This is a genomic window from Shewanella psychrophila, from assembly GCF_002005305.1.
GTDB classification, from domain to species: Bacteria; Pseudomonadota; Gammaproteobacteria; order Enterobacterales; family Shewanellaceae; genus Shewanella; species Shewanella psychrophila.
On record NZ_CP014782.1, the window covers coordinates 4,031,578 to 4,048,627 of the forward strand.

Genomic DNA, 17,050 nt, shown 5'->3' on the forward strand with positions numbered 1-17,050 from the left:
CCCTGTCTTTCCTATGTTATCCAGCGTCGGCAAGTGCCACCGCTTCATCAATATCTACAGCAACTATGCGTGAAACTCCAGGTTCATGCATAGTAACTCCTATCAGTTGGTCAGCCAGTTCCATGGTGATCTTGTTATGACTGATAAAAATAAATTGCACACTCTGAGACATCTCTTTCACTAATCGACAGAATCTATCGACATTGGCGTCATCCAGAGGGGCATCAACTTCATCTAACATACAAAATGGTGCTGGATTTAGCCTAAAAATCGCAAACACCAATGATAATGCGGTTAACGCTTTTTCTCCACCAGAAAGAAGGTGGATCGTACTATTCTTTTTCCCTGGCGGCCTGGCCATAATCGTTACTCCGGTCTCGAGTAGATCATCATGGGTCAGAGCCAACTCGGCGCTGCCGCCGCCAAAGACTTTAGGAAACAACAAACCTAAGTCTTTATTGACCTTATCGAAGGTATCTTTAAAGCGACTCTTGGTTTCCTTATCTATCTTACGGATCGCCTCTTCCAGGCTGGTCAATGCCGAGGTTAAATCCGCATCTTGGCTATCTAAATAGTTCTTACGTTCACTTTGCTGCTCATATTCTTCGATAGCGGCCAAGTTAATAGCACCTAGATGAATAATTCGCGCTCGGATCCTCTCTAACTCTCGTTGGCGAGCCTGAGAGGTCTTATTCAAGTCCAGCGAAGATTTAACTTGTTCGAGCTCAATATCTTGCTCTTTGAGCTGCATCAGCTGACTATCGGCCTGACCTTTCAAACCTTCGCGACGTAACTTTAACGTGCTGATTGACTGAGTCAAGTTTTCTGTCTTTCCAAGCTGTTGTTTTTTCGTTATTCCTGCGCTATCACTCGATTCTTGCAATTGAGTCTGCTGCCCACGAAGCGAAGCCAACTCGGTCTGCTTTATCTGCTGCTCCGCCAATGCCTGACTTAACTGTTCTTTTAAGCTGCTCAGTCGACCATCTTCGCTGGTTATATTTCGTTCAACAAGCTGATGTTCAAGCGCGGATTGAGCTAAGGCCAGCTCTTCGATACGAATTCGTTGCTGATTGATAGACTGCTCATTGAGTGCCTGCTTAGTGGTTAATGTCTGGCAAATTTGGCTCAGCTGGCGATCGTCTTGTTGCGCTAGCTTATATTTATCTTTACAGGCACCAACCAAATTGACTTGTTCATCGAGCACATGAACCAACTTAGTTTGCGCTTGCTCACCTAGAGATAGGCTAGATTTTGCATCATCCAAGCTAGCAAGAATATTCACCTCGTCATCTTGTTGCTTGTTAAGCAGGACTTTTAGGCGAGCAAGCTCAGAGGTAAGCTGTTCGTTACGACGGTTTCGATCTTGGTTTCGCTGTTTGTCCGCTTCTATCTGCACGCTCAAGCTAGCAATGGAAACATTGAGCTTTTGTAGCGTCTCAATACCCGATGACAGCTCTATTTTTAACGGCTTGATATTGGCGTCTAAGTCATGACCCTGACGATTGAGATCACTGAGTAAGGCCTCGCTATCATCAATGCTGAGCTCTAACGCTTCTTGCTCACGTTTAAGCTGAACCAGGGAACCTGAATCTGTGCCCTTCTTGATCACGAAGCCTCTACCTAACAGATAGCCATCCGCGGTCACTATGCGTTCGTGGTCACTAATCTCGGCAACTTGCTCTATAGCTTGCTCCAGATTATCGGACCATTGAACCTGACTCAACCAAGGTGAAAGGTTCGCATTACTGCTCACCCCATGCCACTCTCGATGTACTAGGCCTTCAAAACCAAGCTCATCATGCTCAACACCCGCAGGCATTTTCAATAAACCGTCGAATATCAGCTCTACCGCTTTCTCCCAACCAGGCTGAACATCAATAAGCTGCCACAAGGCTTTAACCCCCTCTTGACTCGCGTCATCGGGCAGTAACTTAGTGACTAAAGCCAATCGGCCCCGCTCTTCGGCAAGAGATTGACCCAGAGCTTCCTGTTTAGCCTTGAGGTTAACTTGGTTTTGTAGAAAATTAGTCAGCTTCTCGTCGAGTTCATCATTGATCTCGCTTCGCTCCATGGCATCGATTTGCCATTGAGTCAGCCGGGAAAGGTTTTCTTGCCCAACCTCGGCCGCTTCTTGTTCCAGGAGCCCGACAGATTCTTGCTCAACCTTGGTAAGCTGAGCCCTTGTCTGCTCCAACATGACGCCCTGATGTGACAATTTCCCCCTTGAGACTTCATGAGCCAAACGATAGGAGGATACTTTTTCTTTGTGTTCAGATAGCTTAGCTCTTGATTCACTAGCCTTAAGCTCATGCTCGCTCAAATCGCTGGTGACACGAATCAAAGACGAATGAGTCAGTTCGAGTTGAGGCTGCTTGAGGGCCAAGTCATCCCTCAATGTCTGCTGAGTGATCTCATCGACAGATAATTTGTCTTTATGTTGCTTGAGTTTATGGACGATACCCGCAATACGTTGTTCAACATGGGAGTCTTGCTGCTGACGATGCTTAAGATCTTGCTCCAGTTTCGCTATTTGAGTGCCCGAGAGATAAAAAGACTCAACCCGCTTTTGCTCTTCGCCATCGAGTTCCACCAGCTGCACGTTGAGCTGGGTTAACTCGAGTTCGGTGCGCTCTTTCTCGGCCTCGACTTCAGCTTTAGCTAACTCGAGACGGTTCACATCTAGTGTCAGCCTCTGGGTTTGATCGGTTAACTCTAAATAGCGACTGACAAATAACTCTGAGTCTAACTGACGTTCTGATTGCTTCAGTTCACGGTATTGTTTCGCCGCCGTGGCTTGCTCAGCTAATTTATCCAGCTGGCGACCCAGCTCAGTTCGAATATCACCGAGACGCTCTAAGTTCTCTCTGGTATGACGAATGCGATTTTCGGTTTCACGTCGGCGCTCTTTATAACGAGAGATCCCCGCCGCTTCTTCGATAAACACTCGCAGTTCTTGAGGCTTAGACTCGATTAACCTTGATATGGTCCCCTGCTCGATAATGGCATAGCTTCTCGGGCCAAGACCCGTGCCCATAAAGAGATCGGTAATGTCTTTACGACGACACTTCTGCCCATTTAAAAAATAGCTGGAGTCCCCGTCACGGCTAACCTGACGTTTAACCGCAATTTCCTGATAACTGGAATATTCACCCGTTAATCTGCCATCTAAATTCTCAAAGTTCAGCTCGACACTGGCCACAGAAACGGGGCGGCGAGCCGTGGAGCCATTGAAGATAACATCGGCCATTGAGTCGCCACGTAGATGTTTAGCCGAGCTTTCGCCTAACACCCAACGTACGGCATCTATGATATTGGATTTACCACAACCATTTGGGCCTATGATGGCACTTAAGGGATTGAGAAAGGGGATCTTAGTTGAATCGACAAACGACTTAAATCCAGCAAGTTTTATCTGTTTGAGTCTCATGATGCCAGTTAGGTCGTTTCCGGTAAGAATAAACTAAATTTAATTTTACCGAACAGAGCTTGTTTAGAGTTGATTTTCTGGGGCTACTTTACCAAAACGGACAGGTTTTTGTAACGTTTTTATTGGGACAAGCGCCATTTACTGCTTGTCTTCACTCTGTCGGTGGAACACAATCTCGTTAAGTTTACATGGAACGGCTATCGAATCTATTTATGAATCCCAAAACAAACCAAGCAACAACGAAGAGTGGAGTGAACTACTTCCTCGATGGATTTAGTCTAATAAAGACTAAAGGGCTGAGACGCTTTGTGTTTATTCCCTTGATGATTAACTTAGTCATTTTTGCCAGTGTCATCTATTTTGCCATAGGTCAGTTAGAAAGCGCCTTCGCATGGGTATCGGGACAACTACCTGAGTACCTTAGTTGGCTCAACTTTATCCTCTGGCCTCTGGCCGTGATCACCTTACTGGTGGTGCTGTCTTTTCTGTTCAGCTCCGTAATGAACTGGATTGCTGCGCCTTTTAATGGCTTGCTCGCCGAAAAGGTCGAACAACACCTCACAGGCAAAGATCTCAATACTGGTACAACCGTAGACTTGATTAAAGACCTGCCTCGGATCTTGGGACGAGAATGGATAAAACTTAAATACTACCTGCCCAGAGCCATCATCTGCCTGATCTTGTTTTGGATACCCTTTGTCGGCCAAACCTTTGCCCCCATCATCTGGTTCCTTTTCAGTGCCTGGATGATGGCGATACAGTATTGTGATTATCCCTTCGATAATCACAAGGTCCCCTTTCCCGACATGAAATTTGCCCTCAATCAGACCAAGGGAACAAGTTTTAGCTTCGGCGCAGCCGTGACCCTCTTTTCAATGATCCCCATCGTTAACTTTATTGTGATGCCAGTGGCTATCTGTGGCGCAACAGCCATGTGGGTAGATAAGTACCGTGAAGCCTATAAACACCCAGAAATTGCGCCTGAGTAACGTCTCCGGTTAACGTTTTTATTAGATTGGCTTCATTTAACTGTTTTGTACTTGGTTAGTTTGCTCAGCACCAAAGCTTCATTGGTGTTTATTGCTTGCATCAGGTGCTGTAAATGGATTTACGAATGTCATTATCACATGGACGTGAATGAACGGTCTTAAGTGAAAACGCTTCTGCGACACGGTGAATTTGGCATAGCCAAGTCCATATTAAAGGCAAGGATATCATTCAAGCACGGGCTTTGCCGTGACATCCATGTCACGGAAGATCACTGCCGCGTTTACACCAGCTATGGCTTCGAAAAAGGTGCTTCTTCGATTTGAATTTATTGAAAACCACTCACTTTTGGACAGAAATGATTTAAGTCTACAAGTGTACGTAAATAGAAAAACTGTTAAATACCGCCCTTTTAGGAGATATTAACTGGCTACTTTCTGGTACATCTTGATTAAGGGGATGCTTTTCTCCTTAAGACTTTCTTTAGTCGGTTGCAGTAGGGTCAACACACTGGTAAATCTCACCAACAGATGACGATTCTAATAATTTATGCGTTAATCTTGCAACTTCAGCTCGTGTTATCACGCCATGAACTTCCACTTCTTGTGACAGTTCTCCGTTATTTGTCATTGCGCCATCTAATAAACCGCCGGGACGTAAAATAGTAAAATTTAAGCTACTGCTTTTGAGCCACGCCTCAGCGAGTGATTTTTCCCTTACAGCACTACCAAAACCTTGTTTTGCACGCTCAGATAAGTATTTCCATGAGTCGCCACAACCCAGTGATGTAACTAAGAGAAAGCGAGAGTGGGAATACTTTTCTAATGCATTAATAAGATTACGGTGCCCAATATAATCAACAGGGATGTCAGCGCGAAAGCTTCCCATAGTAGAAATGTTTATCACATCTCTAGGTAGCTGACTGACAGCATTTGTCAACTTGATTGCTGTTTGTTGCATCACATGAAATAGCCGTCAACTGGTATTCTGCGATCTTAGTATTCTTATCAGGGTTTCTTGCAATAGCGATTACGTTAACACCTTTTTGATGATAGTAATCAACCATTGCAGCACCAAGCCCACTAGCTGCTCCCCATATAGCGATATTTTTCATAATATTAATCCATGCCGTTAGAGATGATAATAGTTAGTAGTAATGTATGTGGTTTTACATCCTCATATTACGCGATTGCTGTTGCAAAATATAACGTTCTGACTTATCCCCCCCTAAACACCTTCGCTGCACATTTTATATTTAGCTGCCGCTATATCACGCTCATCGGAAAAACTCGCCCCAACTTGAATCGGCAATATGTCTAATCAAGGATAATCATTTAGTTACACATCCAACATAAGCAACTTTCATTCAGTATCACCAAAAATAAGATCTTTTAATTGCTATAACAGCATTTTAGCAAACGAATCATTGCCATTTAACATGGCTAAATTGAGCCTATTTTCATAATGATTAAACCTTCGATAAACTATTTTTTAAAATTTTTGCCATTGTATTACCAGACTTTGGTTTATGGGGTTCTTTTAAATGTATTACATCGACTGAATCAGAAGTAAATTCAAAAGCCCTACCAAAACCTCTAAAATACAATCCGCCAATAGGTTTTAATGCAAAAACTTTAAAATCTGTAACATCCATAAGCCCAGAGGCAAATGTACCAAGATGCTTTTCAAATAACCACCTTAATCCATCCTCCTTCTCTAACACTTTGGGTTTACAGAGTATTGTTACTCTTTTACGAGAAAATAGATTTTGCTTTACAGTGCACTCACCAACGACAATGACAGAGAGATCACTCCCTGACTCATAATATTTTGTTTGCTTGGCAATCTTAGTCGACAATATATAAAAATGTCCCTCATGGTAAAAAGTTGGATGAGTACAAATAAACGGTTGATGTGTTTCATGATCGAATATGGACGAGGTAATCTCTGCCGCACTTTTCATTAAACCTTCTATGTCACTTTTTATATCACTCATTACCACCTCCTTTTTATTTACTTAAAGTATGGTTTTATCAGCTTTATTTAAATTTAAAAGTGACACTAATCACACTCTAATATACACGTTCGGAATATTATATTTATTGTATACAAATATATTATCAAGCAGCGGGGCCAATTATTAACAATTGATGTACGTTAATGCATTAAGTAGGCTTTAAATACGTGATCATTAAGAATCCAAAACATGACCTTGCCACCTCACCTGTAAGCAATACAGCTACAAAACTAAACAGCGTGTCGGAATCACTAAAAATTGCTTCCCACTTCAAGTCATTGGTTTAGCCCCTTAATAATAGAGTCGATATTGATGAATATAAAAAAAGAAAACCCGCTAATTGATGGGGGAAATTAGCGGGTTGGAGTCACTGAAAAACTAAATAGAAATCTAACTTTCCATACTAGAATGAATGATTGACTGATGACGAACAACTCCCCTAAAAGTCAGTTGACGAAAATGAAATCTAGATAGTTAGTCGGTAAGAAATTAAGGCAAAAAAAACCGCTAAGTAGGGTCAGCAACTTAGCGGTCAAAAGATAGCAATATTTGTAAATGAGTAACGTAAAAAAGCAAGGGGAATGCCTTTCCTTCCCCACTAGAATGAAGGATAGAGTAATACTGAGCAACTCTCCCAATGGTCAGTTGACATAGAGACGAAATCACCTGTTATAATCACGGTCAACCCGACGTAATATTTGCAGCTAGTTACTTGATATAAATCATATTTATCAATATAAAGGCAAAGTATTCAAGTGTTATTCTGGGACAGTTAAACTGTGACATGGTCCATTGAAAGGATAAAGTCCAGTCTAGTTTTTAATCTAACTATTAGGTGTTTTTTTGAATGAACTTCCTTACCAGGACATAATAAAGAACCTGGTTGATAACTCGCTATTGCATCTCTATATCTCTGTTGCTGAAACATCTCGTTTAGTACCTGTTTATAAGCGTAATGAAATATTGGTGCGTCACCTAAAACCGATGCTCAAGGATAGTCGTTATCGGAGGATCAAGAATGAGCTACGAAGATTACTGTCTACAGGTCGCAGTGCTAAGGGGGATTTAGAAGCGCAATTGATAAACGTGCGGGAGTTAGCGCATCGAGTTGAACTGGATGCGACTGGTGCACAGAAGCTATTTAAATTGCTTGAAACCTTGAGGTATGAACAAGGGCTGAATAGCCGGATTGTCAATGAGTCAGAAAAGAGGATACCTGGTTTTATCTACATGCTGCGAGATCACATCGATAATGGATTCAATGAAGCTGGAGAGCAAGTCGCTCCAATGTCGCTGTTTTTAGAGTCGGATAAGATGAGTGGGCTTGTAGAGACCATTGAGAAAACCAGATTATTTAGTACAGAAATCAAACAGAACGATGAAGATGAGAAGCAAGGGCATTTATTACTGCACCCAAGCATTAGCTCTGTTGCTGTGACTTAACGGTGCGTTGGAGATAACGAGCTAAAACATCAGTTCTGGCTCGTTATTGAGATTATGCCAACAGCAGGAAATGCAGATGATTATTCCCATTTTTGTTAATCAAGAGGGAATAAGCACAAATATCAATGGCAAGCTTTGAGTATTTGGGATGACTTCTGTTTACTATAGGCTGTTAATCGCAGCCCCCTATTAAACGCCAAGCGAACATACCATCATAATCCCAATTAATATCGGGTCTTAACTCTCCACTATGCGCCCAATGTGCTTGGTATATAAACCCTCGATAATTGACAAAATCGTCACTATAATAAAAATGCATTGGAGACCAAAGGTATTCACCCCTGCAGTATTGACTTTCATCAGATGAGTCCCGCTCATAATACGCGATCAGCGTAACGTCGTCATAATCAGTAAAGCTGTACAACATAACGTTATAAATACCGCTTACAGGATGAGTGAACTGACACTCCTCGTTACTATCATAGCCCGCAGAAAGGCAGTCAAAGTCAGTGTCACTGGCTTGCTGATTATATTTCACATACAAATCAATATCACTCGCTCCACCTTGCGTTGAAAAAGTCAGCTTAGTGGCGGCTTCTGGCAAATTAAAGGTGAAATGACGCTGTTGGTGTTGCTGCCCAGTGAGAGTTACAGGGCGGCCATTTATCAAGATTTCACTATCATCATTTGGATCTTTCCCCGGATTGTCGGCATCGCATTGAGTTGTTGTTACTCCCACCATGCTGAAAGCATGGCTGACGTCAGTTTGGCTAAATTCCTTATCAGCTGCTGCCCTACAGACGCCATCAGCTCCAGACTGGTACGTTGATCTTGGGGTCCAATAAAGACGGTTGGCAATGACAAACAGCTCAAAAGCCTTTTTAATATTCCAACCTTCAGAAGTGGCTAGATGATAAAATGCTTTATTGAACACTCCAGAGGTTAGATGTGGATCCATCCCGTCATAATACTGACTAGCAGATTCAATGGACATACCATCTTTTGCTGGGGAATCGAGATAGCGCATCGCACCACTGTACTTCATGACATGCTCCCCCATTTTCCAATTAAAGGTCCCATGCATGTAATAACCCAGCGCAGCCGCCGCTATATCAGAAAAAGATTCGTTCATCCCCCCCGATTGATTATAATATTCTAAGCCAGAATTTTGCTCTGTAAAGCCATGACTAACCTCATGAGAAACGACATCCCAGGTCGTCAGCGGGTACATACTCTGCCCCCCATCGCCAAAGGTCATTTGTTGACCGTCCCAAAATGCATTGGCATAGTTATAACCATAGTGGACTCGCATCTTCAACTTCATATTAATCGGACGAAGACCGAACCACTCTTGGTACATATTAAATACCTGCTGCCCAAAGTAGTGTGCATCATTCAAGGGAGAATAAGCCCCATTCACTTCGTCATTGTCGTTATTTGGACAGTTAAATTGATGTATCACTCCACCATATTGATTGTGATACATGTTGTAGGTGACAACATCGGTAGAATCCATTCGACACTGTTCATCGGTGATCAATGAGCCGTACTTTCCGCCGTTACCAAAATAATACTTACCGCTTTTTTGATTACCCCCCGGCCCGCCGGCAAGTTTAAATGTCATGCCTTCCCACTGTCGTAATATGTCCCCATTATTGGCATCAATAATTTTAAATGGCCGTGATATCGAGTTGCCATAGCTGACAAAAGAAGTGATATAGACCAGTCTTGCCTTATCATTTTCATCCAGATATATCCGGAGAACAGCCTGTTCATTGTCAACGCTGACCGGACCCAGCGCCTGCGGTAGATCTGACTTTGCGATAGTCAGCGCATGGCTAGTACTCATTAACGGTATCGATGAGGGGAGATCTAGGCCTATTGCCCTGATAAATTGCCCGCTAACACCGGTATAGAAACCTATAGTGTTTTTTTCAACAACCAGAGACTCTCCATAGATTGGGATCCCCTTATACAACTGTTGATAGCGCACTTTCATCCTGTTCCCTGACATAGCCATTTCTGCAACAGGTCTAATCGAATCTTCTTGCTTTAAAGCCAGTACTTGATTCAAATCTTTTATAGGGATGGACGCTGATGAACTATCGAACATCACAGTATCATCAAGTTTCACCTTATCAAGGTCAAATCTCTCTGCTGCATATAATGTAAACGAAGATAATGCGGTAAAAATACCCGCTGCCCATAGTATTGTGTGTCGTATCATCATAACTTCCTTTTTGATGTTGTACGTTTATTTTATTATGGTTGTATTTATTCAATATAATTAATATGCAATCATGACAATATCGAAAATCAATAATAAATTAGCATAATGGAACAAGGCGGTGTGAAGTGGTCAATTATCGAACACCATAAAGAGATAATCGATTAATTCTTTAGTGACTGACCAGAAGCTAATAACTGAACTCGATATTTAAACTAGTGAATAGCTACTATTCCATTACTTTGACAGCACACTTATGTGCCTTGCTATAGCGTTCTAATATCACAGCATAACGAATTCGACTCTTCTCGTAATTAACTCTACTGTCTTCGTTATTATCATCGTTATAATTTCTAGTGGCTTCGAGAAGTACGGGGTAATAGTTAAATGACTCTTCAAAAAATGCATTTAACACAGCTAAAGTTCTTGAACGTAAAATTTTCATGTCTAGATTTTCGTCAATAGCGCACGATGTAGTAATATGCGTTAAGCCATCCCAGTTATCTAATACTTCTCCGGTATCTGCATTAATATAAAAGAAAGGACGACTGGGTCCGGTGATATCGGTAAAAAAACTTATTTGATAAGCCAGATAGGCCGTTAAATCGCTGTCAATATAAATAGTTAGCTTATTATGTTTATTTTCAATGATGGCATTTGTATCATCAACTATCCCAAGGTGGCGTAAGGCAATATCGAATGCAGCACTTCCTGTTAAAAATGGGTCTGTACTTATTAAATCCTGCTCTATACCTTGAATATAGCCACCTGAAATTCTGACTATATTACTCCCTATTGCTTGTTTTGATACGACATGAGCAGCATACACAGGGATGCTTTTATAAAACTCCTGATGACGGTTGACTTTTACACCATCGACTTCAAGAGCAAGCGTAGAGATAAAAGAATAATCATCGTTTAAATTTAGCAATGACATTATACTCATTGATTCTTTTATTTTAAATATTGAGTCATTAATTTCTATTCTCTCAGCCGAGAAAACAGAACTGATAAAGCCTACGTAGAACACAATAGCAAGTATTAATTTCATATAATCACTTTTCAAAAAAAACAACAAATACATTTAGTTTCATCCGAACCCATAATAAATACAGGCTTGTTGAGCTAATATATTAATATCCATATTAACAATGTAAACCTGACTAAGAGTACAGTTATATAACCTGTATAGGTTTTCAGTTTATTTATCATTGCTTAATTATTACGTTCACCTCACACATTTAAACAATCACGACCTAATGGTTAACTCAGAGTTATTTTTGGCTGCATGGTTCAAGGCGGATGAGCGAGGGAATGGTGCTCCCTTTTGAATTAATTCAACACCGAAGTCGGCAATGCGGTAAAAGGAGAATGATAGGAACTTTTAGTCAGCTTGAAGATACTGACAACGGCTGGAGGTTGTCGTCGTAGCTTCTCAAGATGCTCACAAAAACGTGCGAGCACCTTGCAATGTTAACTTATGCCTTTACAACTATCTTTAGGGCTACTTTCTAACCAGCCATTTTCTTTTCAATTAAATAGATTAAAATATGGATAATCTTAATATGCACTTCTTGAATTCTATCAGCAAAACCAAAATGAGGAACGCGGATCTCAATATCTGCTAACCCCGCCATTTTACCGCCATCCTTACCGGTTAGGGCGATAATAGAAATCCCCTTATTTTTGGCTACTTCAATCGCTTTTAAAATATTAGCCGAGTTACCACTGGTTGATAGGCAAAATAATACATCCCCCCTACGTCCCACACCTTCTAAATAACGTGCAAAAATATACTCATAACCATAATCATTTCCCACGCAGGAGATATGACTTGGATCGGAAATGGCAATCGCCGGGTATGAAGGTCGATGTTCGCGATAACGCCCGGTTAACTCTTCGGAAAAGTGCATGGCATCGCAGTGTGATCCGCCATTACCACAGGCAAGTACCTTACCTTCTTTTTTAAATGAATTTGCTAATAACGTAGCGGCTGTTTCAATGTTTTGTAAGTTTTTTTCATCCGCTAAAAAATCTTGTAATACTTTTTCAGCTTCTAATAATTCATCTTTGATAATTGATAAGTTCATAAAATATCTTCTTAATACTGGGTAACAAAAAATATGGTTGAAATTCATGCGGTGCTAGCTAACTCAATTAATAATCCAGTTATCAGAAATCATGAATTGAACTTTCAGCCAGCTTGAAGGTATTGCAACATCAAGAAAAATACCGTCGTCATTTATCAAAAAATGCTCACACTAACTTGTGAGCATCTTGCTGTAGTAGTTTGAGTGTCTTGTTTATTGCTTACACCAACACTTGCCGTGTGTTTGCGATGTAGTGATGGATCTGACGTTCAGTTTTCGAGTCAATCATTTCTTCAGGTCGACAACTATTTGGGCAAGGCATATTCGGTGTTGTGCCAAACACACGGCAAATTAACGGTCGCTCCTCATACACCTCACAACCATTAGGTCCTAGATGTACACAGTTCCACTCATCTAATGCGGCTTCATGTTCTGCATCCGTTTTCACTGGCAGGCGCGACATTTCTTCCGAAGAGGTTGTGACCGGTCCACAACAATCGTGACAACCCTTCACACATTCGAACGACGGAATACGCTCACGCAGAATCGCGATTATCTCTCGATTATTGTTCATTCATACCTATTGTGCAGTTCGCGAGCGTTATAGCTCTGTCCCTAACTCTTGTGCAGTTCGCGATCATTATAGCTCTATACCTAATCCACTAAAAGTGGCCCATGCCTTTAAATTTACAGCAAACTAATCGCAGTAGAACTGCCCAATACAGAGTCGCCCTCGAAATCAGCCCATACATGCCCCTATTTATACGGCGTTATGGGATGTAAGTGCAGTTTATTTAGTCGTGGCTCACCCATAACCTTTTATATTCTTTAGCCGTTTAATACTGGGTATTGGCGACATCACAGCGCCTATAGATGCTGTGACTATGGTGGCAAGGCCGAGAAGTTGGAGAGTGGTAAGCTGCTCACCTAACACAAAGAAACCAACCGCCGCCCCCACAACAGGCTCGCCACTGGTTAACACGCCATAGGTTTTTGTCGGCAAATGCCGTAACGCTTTCATCTCCAAGATAAGCGGGATCACACTCGACAAGAGCGCCACTGCAGCAATGAGCATCAGCACGTTCCAATCAATGATACTAAAGGATAATGCTTCAAATCCAACGGGAAAAACAAGTATCGACGCGACAATTAACCCTAAAGCCGGAGCCTTAGATCCATGTCGCCTGCCGGCTTTTTTTCCAGCAATGACATAAGCCCCCCAAAAGGCGCCAGCGACCAAGGCATAGAGCACTCCTCTTGTGTCGAGATTAGTCACACTGGCTGGAGTCGGCAACAAAAGAGTGATCCCAACAACCACTAAGGCTACCCAAATAACATCAGAGCGTTTGCGTGAATATACGATAGAGACACTGAGCGGTCCCAGCAACTCAATAGCGAGCGCCATGCCAATGGGTATTGTCTCTATTGCCAGATAGAAAAACAAATTCATTCCTGCGATCATGCCACCATAAACTACGACAGAGCCGATATTGTCCCGGGTTAATTGCACCTCCCAGGCCCGTAAAACACAAGTGAGGAACACGGCTGACATAATGAAGCGTATCGCGGTCACACTGGCGGGATCGATATAGGAAAACATCGATTTTGCTAAGGCCGCCCCAGCCGTTAGCGAGATCATTGCTAGAGCAACGGCCGTGACCGACAGTGCTGTTTCTTTGTTGATTAGTTGACCCTTCATAATTTTTACTTTTATCACCCAATAAGAATGATAAATTTTATCAACTAAATAGCGCAACCCCTGTCATTCTTGAACTTATAATGATAATTTTTATCACCAATCCTACGAAAGAGAACTTGAACTTATGGATGTTATTGATCTAAAAATCCTCGAGCAGCTACAAATTGACACGAAAGTCTCAATGGGCGAATTAGCCCACAAAATCGGTCTCTCAGAACCCGCTTGTTATCGCCGGGTAAGACTGCTGCGTAAAAGTGGTGTTATAGAGCGAGAGATTGCAGTCGTCAAACCCAAGAACATGGGCTGGCCGTTGAGCATGATGGTGATGATCACCTTAGAAAGGGATCACAGTTCGATATTAAACCAGTTTTTAACCCGAATTAACAAAGAGCCTGAAGTCTTAGATTCCTGGTACGTGACGGGAGACTTTGACTTAATCTTGCGGGTAGTAGCAAAAGACATGGAAGCATACGATGAATTCACGACCAGGGTGTTGCATAAAGATGATTCGGTGAAAGTGTTTCAAACGCAAGTGGTGATGAGACACGCTAAGGTAAACGGCCCTATTCCTGCTTCGCTTTAACAGGGAAGCGCAACACCCAGCCAAAATACCTTAATGTATCGCTTACTGAATGTTTATTGCCGCTTCCCCTGCCATCCCTGCAGTACTATTGGCAATATGATCAGCAAGATACCAATCGTTGTATACATATCTAGAGATTCGTTAAACAAGTAATAGCCAAAAACTGCGGCAAATATCAGGCCGCTGTATTCGGCAATAACCGCGGCACTGGCGTCGGCTTGTCGAAATGCGAGCACCACGCAGCCCTGATAAATACCTACGGTAATAGCGGCGCATATACCGAGTATCAACAGTTCCTGAAATTGTTGGCCACCCATAGGTTGCCAGGTAGACATTGCCAGCAAGCTAGTTACCGGCAGCGCGCACAAATTAGTCCACATCATGACGCTCGCCACCGAAATGGTCTTGGGTAGTTTAACCACTAATAAATTGAATCCTGTGATGGTCATTGCCACCACGAAAGCCACCAGTGCCGCCCATTGCAACTGATCCGGACGTAAGGCTATCATCACGCCAATAAAACCAATCACAGCATTGATTATGCGCTGACGCCGTACCTCCTCTTTAAGCCATAGGAAAGCAGCTAACACGGTTAATAATGGCGCTGCATAGAAAATCACATTAGCAGTGGCAAGACTCAAGTGTAATAACGCGAAAAGTGTACAACTGGCCCCAATAATGCCTAAGTGAGCTCTCATCAGGTGAATTTTGAGTGCACCAGGACGGCGTTGAGCAGGCCCCTGTGACCACCAAAATGGAAACACCAACATAAGTGTCGCCACCTGGCGTAACCACAGATATTGAAAAACCGTATTTTCATTACCTAAGGCCTTAACGACGACATCGGTAAGCGTGGCGAAGAGGTTTCCCAAAACCAACAAGGCCATAGCCATCAGCAGTCCGCTAGCGCATTTCATTACTAGGTTGTAAGCTGTTGTGGCACTCTGACCATGGCCACATGATTGATACCGTCTTCCAGATAGACACCGGAGACGGTGACAAACCCCTGGCGACCATAATAAGCCTGCAGATGTTCCTGGGCAGAGATCTTGATCCCTAGGTCTGCATCTTGGGATAAACAAAGTGCGACGCCTTGCTCTAACAGCTGATGCCCAGCCCCTTGACCGCGTACGGCATCACTGGTGACGACCCGCCCAATACTTTGGTGTTGCGGATAAGACACGCCTGTTGGCAGCATCCGTAAATAGGCCGCTAAACGGCCCTCGTGATAGCCCAGCAGATGTCTGGCTCCTGGGTGACGGTCTTTATCATCGAGATCTTGGTAGTAACAGGTCTGTTCGACCACAAAGACTTCACTGCGCAGCTGCAGCAGCTCATACAGTTCATCTGTGGTCAGTTCTTTAAAGCTCTTGGTTATAAAATGCATGGTTATCCTTCCTCGTTAATGGCTAAAGTCTACGAGGAGCGGCCATGGGGCTCATTAACTTATGTTAAGTTAAGGCGTTTTTTTATGCGGCTGTAACTAATAGGAGTCATCGCCAGATAGGAAGCTATCTGATAGTCCTTGATACGGTGCAGTAGGAAATCATAATCACGGTGAAAGGCAAACACTCGTTGCTCGGGTGTTTTTAATAGCAAAAAGGCTTCTTTGCGTTCTTTAATCAACAGATGCTGCTCCAACTGCTGACGGTGATAATCGGCCCATTGGTGCTCTTGGACAGTCAATGTTCGATAGGCGGCTATCGATAGGCGCAACAAGTTACAGGGTTCAAGCGCTACTACACTATAAGGCAAAGGCTCATTACCGAGTAGGCTACGCATGCCATATATAACGTCCCCTTGCCAATAGAATTCTTTACAAAATTCTTTCCCCTCTGCGGTAACAAAATATGCGCACAACAAGCCCTGTTCAAGCCAATAGACATGTGTGGTCTTGTCACCACAATTAAACAGTTGTCGACCTTTAGCTAACCGGCACGAGTTAGAGTGGCCACTTCTTTCAAGTAAGAGCCTGAACTGTTCCGTCATCCCCTGCACTTTGTTTCCCTGACTTTAACTGGCTGTAGGCGGATTTTCACTTGAATAGACCTTACTTATTAATGGAAAGTGCGATGACTGCAACCATAACAAGCAGCAGTAAGGAAAATCAAATATCCCCCCTGATTTCTGCAACCTGGATTCTCTTACGTATAACGAGAATTCAGGCTAGAGAGTCTAGAACTGGATAAGTATCAAATTCAACTCTTTCATAGGTTCCTTCATCGAGTTTGATGGTATGAAACTCTGGCTCTCCATCGTCGTTAATAAAGTTCATTTCAACCCATGTATAGTCAAACTCATCTATTAGCCATACTTTCCACAATAAATGTGATTCAATTAATCGCTGATAAATTTGATAGATCCTAAACAGCTCACACCCATGGTCATTAGAGGCTTGCTTCAAATCCTCAGGAAGAAGCGTAACTTTGACTAAATAATCAATTCTTTTCATTCATAATTCTCTGTGTCATTTCCCTTGCACTCATTGAAAACCTATTGAACTTTTGGGATAGAAGAAGCAAAGCGAATAAGATCAAGCAATCTTGAGATGTGGTTGCAACCAGCCGCGACAAGGAT

Annotated in this window: 16 protein-coding genes; 3 read left to right on the top strand and 13 right to left on the bottom strand. The window is 42.6% G+C overall.

Going from position 1 to position 17,050, the window contains the following annotated elements; translation table 11 throughout:
- Window positions 1-16: 16 nt before the first annotated feature.
- Window positions 17-3,427, bottom strand: coding sequence for a chromosome segregation protein SMC (locus tag sps_RS17340; RefSeq protein ID WP_077753660.1), 3,411 nt, complete (start codon window positions 3,425-3,427; stop codon window positions 17-19).
- Between the two features lie 212 nt (window positions 3,428-3,639).
- On the opposite strand from sps_RS17340, the gene cysZ reads away from it, so the two are divergent.
- Window positions 3,640-4,416, top strand: a complete 777-nt coding sequence (gene cysZ, locus sps_RS17345) for a sulfate transporter CysZ (RefSeq protein WP_077753661.1) — start codon at window positions 3,640-3,642, stop codon at window positions 4,414-4,416.
- 481 nt (window positions 4,417-4,897) lie between these two features.
- Here the strand turns inward: cysZ and sps_RS17350 are convergent, their stop codons facing one another.
- The 3 genes from sps_RS17350 to sps_RS28910 all read right to left on the bottom strand — a co-directional run bounded on the left by sps_RS17350 (window position 4,898) and on the right by sps_RS28910 (window position 6,410).
- A complete protein-coding gene (locus sps_RS17350; RefSeq protein ID WP_237158130.1) occupies window positions 4,898-5,374 on the bottom strand; it encodes an NAD(P)H-binding protein in 477 nt (158 codons plus the stop codon).
- A complete protein-coding gene (locus sps_RS28905; RefSeq protein WP_237157864.1) occupies window positions 5,325-5,528 on the bottom strand; it encodes an SDR family NAD(P)-dependent oxidoreductase in 204 nt (67 codons plus the stop codon). The genes sps_RS17350 and sps_RS28905 overlap by 50 nt, the downstream gene beginning before the upstream one ends.
- A gap of 354 nt (window positions 5,529-5,882) precedes the next feature.
- Window positions 5,883-6,410 carry a hypothetical protein gene (locus sps_RS28910; protein WP_237157865.1) on the bottom strand — a complete coding sequence of 176 codons (528 nt, stop codon included), beginning with the start codon at window positions 6,408-6,410 and terminating at the stop codon, window positions 5,883-5,885.
- A gap of 864 nt (window positions 6,411-7,274) precedes the next feature.
- Here sps_RS28910 and sps_RS17360 point away from each other — a divergent pair.
- The gene (locus tag sps_RS17360; protein WP_077753662.1) at window positions 7,275-7,874 is read left to right on the top strand and encodes a DUF2913 family protein; all 600 of its coding nucleotides are present in this window, start codon (window positions 7,275-7,277) and stop codon (window positions 7,872-7,874) included.
- Between the two features lie 172 nt (window positions 7,875-8,046).
- On the opposite strand, the gene sps_RS17365 is transcribed toward sps_RS17360, so the two are convergent.
- From sps_RS17365 to sps_RS17385, 5 genes are all read right to left on the bottom strand, one after another.
- On the bottom strand, window positions 8,047-10,104 hold the full coding sequence (locus tag sps_RS17365) for a M4 family metallopeptidase (protein WP_077753663.1): 2,058 nt from the start codon (window positions 10,102-10,104) through the stop codon (window positions 8,047-8,049).
- 226 nt (window positions 10,105-10,330) lie between these two features.
- The gene (locus sps_RS17370) at window positions 10,331-11,152 is read right to left on the bottom strand and encodes a PepSY domain-containing protein (protein WP_169915803.1); all 822 of its coding nucleotides are present in this window, start codon (window positions 11,150-11,152) and stop codon (window positions 10,331-10,333) included.
- Window positions 11,153-11,612: 460 nt separating this feature from the next.
- Complete coding sequence (gene lpcA / locus sps_RS17375) at window positions 11,613-12,191, bottom strand: D-sedoheptulose 7-phosphate isomerase (RefSeq protein WP_077753665.1); 579 nt, start codon at window positions 12,189-12,191, stop codon at window positions 11,613-11,615.
- 220 nt (window positions 12,192-12,411) lie between these two features.
- Entirely contained in the window at window positions 12,412-12,765 is a 354-nt protein-coding gene (locus tag sps_RS17380) for a YkgJ family cysteine cluster protein (protein WP_077753666.1), read from the bottom strand.
- Window positions 12,766-12,996: 231 nt separating this feature from the next.
- A complete protein-coding gene (locus sps_RS17385) occupies window positions 12,997-13,890 on the bottom strand; it encodes an EamA family transporter (protein WP_077753667.1) in 894 nt (297 codons plus the stop codon).
- A 124-nt stretch (window positions 13,891-14,014) separates the two neighbouring features.
- Between sps_RS17385 and sps_RS17390 the strand changes: the two genes are divergently transcribed.
- A complete protein-coding gene (locus sps_RS17390) occupies window positions 14,015-14,473 on the top strand; it encodes an Lrp/AsnC family transcriptional regulator (RefSeq protein ID WP_077753668.1) in 459 nt (152 codons plus the stop codon).
- A gap of 53 nt (window positions 14,474-14,526) precedes the next feature.
- Here the strand turns inward: sps_RS17390 and sps_RS17395 are convergent, their stop codons facing one another.
- From sps_RS17395 to sps_RS17410, 4 genes are all read right to left on the bottom strand, one after another.
- A complete protein-coding gene (locus sps_RS17395; protein ID WP_077753669.1) occupies window positions 14,527-15,390 on the bottom strand; it encodes a DMT family transporter in 864 nt (287 codons plus the stop codon).
- A 2-nt stretch (window positions 15,391-15,392) separates the two neighbouring features.
- A complete protein-coding gene (locus sps_RS17400; protein WP_077753670.1) occupies window positions 15,393-15,860 on the bottom strand; it encodes a GNAT family N-acetyltransferase in 468 nt (155 codons plus the stop codon).
- Between the two features lie 59 nt (window positions 15,861-15,919).
- On the bottom strand, window positions 15,920-16,462 hold the full coding sequence (locus tag sps_RS17405) for a Crp/Fnr family transcriptional regulator (RefSeq protein ID WP_077753671.1): 543 nt from the start codon (window positions 16,460-16,462) through the stop codon (window positions 15,920-15,922).
- 172 nt (window positions 16,463-16,634) lie between these two features.
- Window positions 16,635-16,925 (bottom strand): hypothetical protein, encoded by a 291-nt coding sequence (locus sps_RS17410; protein WP_077753672.1) that lies wholly within the window; start codon window positions 16,923-16,925, stop codon window positions 16,635-16,637.
- Window positions 16,926-17,050 lie beyond the last annotated feature (125 nt).